This window comes from uncultured Chitinophaga sp. (assembly GCF_937874145.1).
Classification (GTDB): domain Bacteria; phylum Bacteroidota; class Bacteroidia; order Chitinophagales; family Chitinophagaceae; genus Chitinophaga.
The window spans coordinates 1-6,905 of sequence record NZ_CALNBI010000107.1 but is presented as its reverse complement, the minus strand read 5'-3'; the positions used below and the strand labels follow the sequence as shown (position 1 = coordinate 6,905).

Genomic DNA, 6,905 nt, shown 5'->3' with positions numbered 1-6,905 from the left:
AAAGAACGAAAGCCCCACGCGGTTGCTGGTACTACCGCGCCAGGCGCGGATGGCGGAGAAGCCTAAATCGTTGTCCGTTCCGAATTTGATGCCTTTATGCGCGGCATTGTTGGTGTTGCCATTGCTTTTCACGTAAATCTCCCCGTTTCCGATTTGCAGCCTTTCCGCAGGTGTACTTTCATTGATTCCAATATATCCCAGCCCATTGGCCACAAGTCCTGCATTTGTAACGATCCCGCCCTGGCGGTCATACACCTGTAGTGCGAGATTATCCGTTCCCGGGGAACCCGAAGCCGTATGTGTAAACTGGTAGGCAAAGCGGGTGGTGTCGTAGATCCCGCCGTTCCATACGTTGCGGTTGAAGCCGATAGCGTTGAAGCGCTGGGACATGCGCTCGCCGGTGAAGCCGTGGACTGTCATGCGGTCGAAGGTCACAAGGCCATCGGGCGCCAGTTCCATCCGCTTGAGCCATTCGGAACCGCTGTTCATATAAAAAGCGAGCGCCGGGATGGCAGAGCCCGTCAGCTGCAGGTTGGCGCCGCGGGACAGGGAATCCCGCAGCATGAACCCGTCAGCAACGAAGTCGGTGCCGTTGCGCCTTACTTCGAAAGCGTTCCGGGAAAGGCCGCGGCCGGTGATGTAAAATTGCGCGCCGGCCTGTGCGTTGCTGATCTGGTTGTGGATATAGGAAGCGGAACCGGAGGCCGGGGCGCCTCCCAGGGCAGCGAGCGTCAGGTTGCCTTCGTGCCACATCTTGTAATATTGCGCGGCATTGTTGGGTGAATACAAGGGTTCGTTGGCGCCGTTGTCCAGGATCAATAATTTATTCTGCTCCGGAACAGCGCCCCTCGACACAATGCTCGTACCGGTCCTGCTGCCATTATCCCCGATAAACATGTAACCGGTATAGGGCGTACCGCGGACAAGCCGGTTGACCTGGTAAAAGTACTGCGTCTCCGAATTGGAATTGCCCAGAATGATATTCCGCAATGCCTGGTTCCCTGCGGTGAGCACGGATTCCAGTCCCGAGGTAAAGGGTGCATACAAAGCTCTGGCAACTCCTTTCTTCACATACCGGATACTGTCGCCGGCGCGGTAGATGGTATCTATGCCTCCAATGCCGCTCATCTGGCTGAGGTCGAGGGTGTCCTGCCCGGCGATAGCGATGCGCGTACCACCGAGGTTCTTTAGTTCCAGCCTGCGGAATTCCGTTCTGCCGGCGCCCCGGTTATAGAGGTAGCCGGTTACGCCCTGCGTGTGATTTTCCAGGATGAGCTCAGCGGTGTCGCATACGTTGTAGATGCGGACACTGTCGGCCCGGATGGAATAGACATGTTGCGCCCTCGCAGCGAGGGACGCGGTTATCATAAGGGATAGGGTGAGGAGGGTACGGGATGGCATTTAAAATTGATTATTTGTATGGAAAATCTAGATGCAAGTTGATATCTACTTGCTAGATTGGTATTCATACTTTTACTACATTCAATAACATTTCTCAAATCGACCCAGTGAAGTCTTTAGAAAATTTAGTTCACACATCTTAGTTAACTTAAAAGTTCAACTTTGCATTATCATTCCCCCCTTTTCTAAAACAACTTAATTACTGTTTAATCAAATATTTTTACTGATATCATGCTCACTAGCATTAATAACGCTAAACCAATACAGGCTTTATCTAGCAACCTAGCTTCATTTATTTTCGTTTGAAGTCCTGCATCTTCCGAAAATTTTCGCAGTAGAAAATTATAATCGATCGACTTAAAAATCCACCTTCCATCAAAATTAGTGACAAAATCAAATATGGTAATTTTCTTGGATTGATCTATCCATCCATAATATATTTGCTTCTTTACAAAAACTAGCCTACTTGATACAATTACCAATAGCACACCAGCCACAAAAAAAACAATCAGCATTACTTTTACAATTAGTATCATTTTACTTCTTCTGTTACTTTGCCAAATGAAATTTTAAATTCAATTCCCACCAAAAATCCAATTTTCCCTTTCACTGCGTTTATTTTATTTATCTCTGAATAGGTAATTTCATTTTACTTGACTTTCTAGTGTCTGAATGTGCTATAATGTGGCGAGATCGTTGTTGTCTATAAATAAAAGCGTCGCCGAATCGGGCGTCGTTTTGCGTCAGTAAAATATGCAAATTCCTATTCTCGCATATTAAACGAGTGTTGTTCAAATAAAAACGAAAACGAGAACAAGCCGTAGTCGCCGTACATTTTATCACCCAATGCATAAAATATTCGTAGCCTATTTGGTAAAACCAAAATTAAATCAGTTTTTTAGCCAACCAAAGAGATTCTTCTTTTGCAACAGTTTCACTCAAAGGTGTGGTAGAATAATCTTTAATTATTGATAGGCATTTATTTTTTAATTCCAAATTGACATCTGCATGTTTCAATATCATATGAGCTGTCCACAAATCAACCAGATACTGAGACTCTTGAAAATAGCCTGAAAATTCTAATGCTCCAATATCCGCCATAAGCTGCGCCGCTATTCTATCTAATTTCACATAGCCCTCTTGTGTTTGACAACTATCACAACTCGGAGTAATTCCTAAAAAGAAATTCTCTCTGCATTGCGAGATATAATCTGTACCTAATCTCATAAATGTAATATTGAATCCGAATTATTATTGAGCTTTTCGAACAGTCACCCCCTCCATGTTTTTGGGTATCCCATCAACAACCCCTTCTCGTATTCCACCTGATGTAGTGCCTCCTGGTTGCCACGATGTATTTGCCCCTACCTCTTTTCCTGTCGGCTTTCGTAAATTCAATTTTTCCAAAGCATCAACATTTAGATCAACCCTCATTAAATCTCCCTCTAAAAACTGCTTGTTAACTATTCCCAACTTATCTGCAATTTCCTGTCTGGACAATCCCATCGACAATAACTCATCAACTTCCTTTGTTGGAGCGATAAATGTTTCTAGTGGAGCCCCTATTGTTTTACTTGATGAAAAAGCATCTAACATGGCTGTTGAAACTAGTTTTGTTCCTCCGCTACTAAATCCTAATTTCTCAATGGACATAGCAGCTTTTAACGAACCAAACTTAAGAACTCCTTTTACCGCCTTTGCAGCTTCATCCATACTACTGTTGGGATTGGTCTCCCCTGGTCCGGGATCAAGAAGCCCCGCCGCAAAGCTACCCGCTTCATTGATCAACTGCACTCTCTGCGCAATCAAACCCGACGAACCCATAAGCCAGTATGCCCCCGTTCGGACAGCAGCTGCAATATAAGGCGCACCTACAATCGCCGTAACAACAACTGCCGTAGCCGTCAATTGTTCTCCTGCCAGCCTAGAAGCCCCTGGCGCTGCTACAACACCATACCGGTAAGCACCTTCTGGAATTCTATGCCTCAGTCGATCAGATGGCATTGATTCAATGCCAGTACTCCTATTAATATACTTAGCCTCACCTCCATCAAGATCGATGGCCTGAATGGGGGTATTACTTGCAAACTGATAAGGCGTTAACTCTGGATACTCTTTCGTAATTGGATCTACTGACAGGAACCGCCCCAACCGGGGATCGTATATCCTCATCCCATAATCCTGCTGCCCTCCTTCTCCTTTACCAACCTCATTATCATTCTCCTTCCCATTAAAACCATACCGATACCCCCCACTACTAAAACTCCTCCCCGGCATACCCATCCCAAAAGGATAGTAATCGGTCGCAGTAGCTACACTCGGATTATAATAGGCAATGATTTGATTATCGGTCGAGAACTGCTGTTTGATATCGTGTAGCGTCGCGAGAACGTTGCCCAAGTGGTTGCTGACTTCAAAGAACTTATATCGTCTTTCAAAATTAGCCAAATATCCGGTTCCGAGCGCGCCCAAAGGCACAGGAGCTTCACTTACATTACCCTCCACATCGATATTGGCATTCAAAACCCCAATCCTACTGCTTCCGTACAGGGAGGTTTCGATTAAAGAAAGATTACCGCTATTGCGCGAAGCATCACCTTCCACATAAATCCCCATCACATTGCCGGTCGCATCCCGGATATAACGCGTCTCTACGTCGCCAACCAGCTTGCTGATCCGGTTGCCTGCCACATCGTAGGAATAGCGGATCTCCAGTCCTCCCGTTTTGGTAATCTTGCCGATCTTTCCATAAACCGTCCATTCAATGTCATCCAGCTTCTCTTTCACATCCTTTACAAGGTTTCCGATTGAATCATACTGATAGTTGCCGGGAGATTGTGAGTCGATGTCCACGTCATACGCCAGGTCCGGTACACTATCCGTCACGTGGCCCAACTGGTTCTTACCGGGTAGATAGTTGTAGTTCATGACATCCATCGCCAGGGGCTTCCCTTCCCAGGTGGCATTACCGTTACGCCGGTATGTCTTGATGTTTCCATTCGGATCGTAAGTAATGCGTTCCTTGAAATCTTCCACCGTAACGGGCGTCCAGGTATTAGAAGCGGTATTCAGCCCCTGTTTCGCATCCATGCCAACGATGCGGTTCAATACATCATATGTATATTGATACAATAAAGGCGTGCCGATTTTGGTATTATGCTGACTGATGGCGGCAATATTGCCGTTGAACAAAGGCTTGTACGAACCGGAAAGACCAGCGAACGGCTTCCTGTTTGCCGCGTTGATGGGCACATAATCGCCGTTACCGAAGTAATGCAGGCTGAACCCAACTACATCTTTAGCCGTCAATCCACCTTCCGCGCCATCATTCCCCATGTCGAAGCCGGTTGTCGCCGTTGTGCTGTTCAGGCCTTTTATCCAGCCATCCAGCGTATAGGCATAGTCGAGGCCTTGCACCTGCTGCTGGCCCAATACCGCGCGAGCCAGTGGGCCATGCTTATAGTAAGTGTAAAAAGCATCGTTCTCCCAATAAACGCTGTCGCGGCTCGTTTCAACCTGGGTGATGCGGTTCTCCGCATCATAACTGTACCGGTGATAGAATGCATCAATTTTACCGGGCTGGTAATTCACCTGGTTCACCTTCCCGGACACCAGGTCAAAATCATAAGTAATCGTCTTGAACCGGTTCGACTGGTCCGAAGTGGTGCGGGAATTGAAATCCTGCACCAGGGTATTCACATTACCCAGGATGTCGTAGCTATAGAAGGTACCCGAAGCCCTTCTGCCCTGGCCCAATTCAGCCGCATTGTCATATACGGCCGACCAGGCCACCCTGTTGCGTAAATTCTTCGCATTCAACGCCAGGCCCTCAAACGGCGCATGCTTTACATCGTACACCGTCCTGGTGATCTGGGTGCGGGAGGCCGCAGCAGTGGAAAGCCATTGCTCCAGGTCGGATTGCTTGCGACTGATAGCATTATTCATTGCGGAAGCGCTCGTCAGTTCGCCCACTTCCGTAATACGACCCAGCCCGTCAAATTTGGTATAGCTGTATTTATTCCCGAGTCGTTGCTGGGCATTCTGGGAGGTCGTCAGCCTGCCCAGCCTGTCGTACCAGAACTCCGATTTGTTCGCATCGGGGGTATGCTGTGACACAATCTGGTTCAACGTATTAAACCTGTAATTCGTCGCCATCATATGCCCCGGCACCAGCACCGCTCCATCTCTCCTGGCTGCCGCCACCGAATCCGTCCAGGACTTATTACGCCGCACCACTACGCCCGCCGGAGGCACCGTCTTCACGAGGTTGCCCGCCTGATCATAATAATACAGGGTATAATGATACTCACTCTTAACATAGCTCACCTTAAACTCTTCCATCTCCGCAGCTGATTGCGCCATCTCCATATATACCTTATCGAAATCGTTGCGCACGGAGTCCGTCAGGTATTTATATATCACATTGCCTGTCGTCAGCGCGAAGTACGTACTGTCGGAACAGTTGTTCTTCTGCACCAGGTCATATTCATTGAATACAGGCATGGAATTGCCGCACAGCATCAGCCCGTTGCTCACCAGGGTGCAGGTATCCGTACCCGGACAATTCAGCGCAGTCTGCACCGCCGTATTCCCCCCTTCCACTACATGAACGATGCTCGTATGGCTGCTCTTCAGGGAAACGGTGATCTGGGGCGCCAGCGTTTTTTGCAATGAAGCGCCTGAAATATCTGTGGCCAGTAATCCCAACACCGTATCCCGGCAACCGGTCCGGCCGTAATTGTCCGTCTGCATGAGCATCGCGGTTTGGCCGTTGTACTCACCCGCCCCGGCCATGCTGCCTTCCGGATTATTGAGGATGCTGCGCAGGCGCTCGGAACCGCCTGTGCGCACCTGGCGCGCCCATTGAATGGTATTGTCGTCACGGAGGCGTAACCAGTATACGTCCTCATTGGATTGAGAAGCGAAATATCCGCCGCCGGCAGCTTTCCCTACCGACCAGGTTTCTGGATTGATGTTACCCGGGCCACCGATACGGGATGCCCTTCGGACAGTACCGTCTACCCGCACATCGAGCAGTGCGCCCTGTACGTTCACGGTGCTGCCGCTGGTCATATTCACCACAGCGATTTTAAACCCTTCGCCGGTTTGCAGGATATTACGGGCGATGTTATCACGGCCTTCCAGGTCGTAGCCGGTTATGCTGAGCAGCGCACCGGTAAGGCGGTTCCATGTAAGCATGGCCACATCGTATTGTCCCGCGCCTTTCAGCGAGCTCACGCCCAGCAGGGTATCTCCTTTGACAGAGAGGCGCAGGCCGCTGCGGTCTTCGGAAGACCCCGTTTGCTTCAGCCATTCCAGTTCCCCGTTGGTATCCAGGAGGCCCGTCATCCAATCGGTAGCAATCCCCGTGGTATTGGTGCGCAGGCCACCGAAGACGTACTGGCCGCTGGCCAGGGGAACGATATCGGTGCCTTTGCCACCGAAGTTATTTCCGGGATCAACGGTTTTGTTCCAGGTAAGGTTACCCGCGCTGTCCAATTTCA

3 protein-coding genes and 1 pseudogene are annotated in these 6,905 nt (G+C 49.1%); all 4 read right to left on the bottom strand.

What is annotated here, in order from left to right; genetic code table 11:
* Positions 1–1,401: pseudogene (locus Q0510_RS04885) on the bottom strand (hypothetical protein); the annotation flags it as partial.
* Positions 1,402–1,607: 206 nt separating this feature from the next.
* Positions 1,608–1,916, bottom strand: coding sequence for a hypothetical protein (locus Q0510_RS04880; protein ID WP_298708785.1), 309 nt, complete (start codon positions 1,914–1,916; stop codon positions 1,608–1,610).
* Between the two features lie 370 nt (positions 1,917–2,286).
* Positions 2,287–2,628, bottom strand: a complete 342-nt coding sequence (locus Q0510_RS04875; RefSeq protein ID WP_298708784.1) for a hypothetical protein — start codon at positions 2,626–2,628, stop codon at positions 2,287–2,289.
* A gap of 24 nt (positions 2,629–2,652) precedes the next feature.
* Positions 2,653–6,750 carry an RHS repeat-associated core domain-containing protein gene (locus tag Q0510_RS04870; protein WP_298708782.1) on the bottom strand — a complete coding sequence of 1,366 codons (4,098 nt, stop codon included), beginning with the start codon at positions 6,748–6,750 and terminating at the stop codon, positions 2,653–2,655.
* Positions 6,751–6,905: the final 155 nt, after the last annotated feature.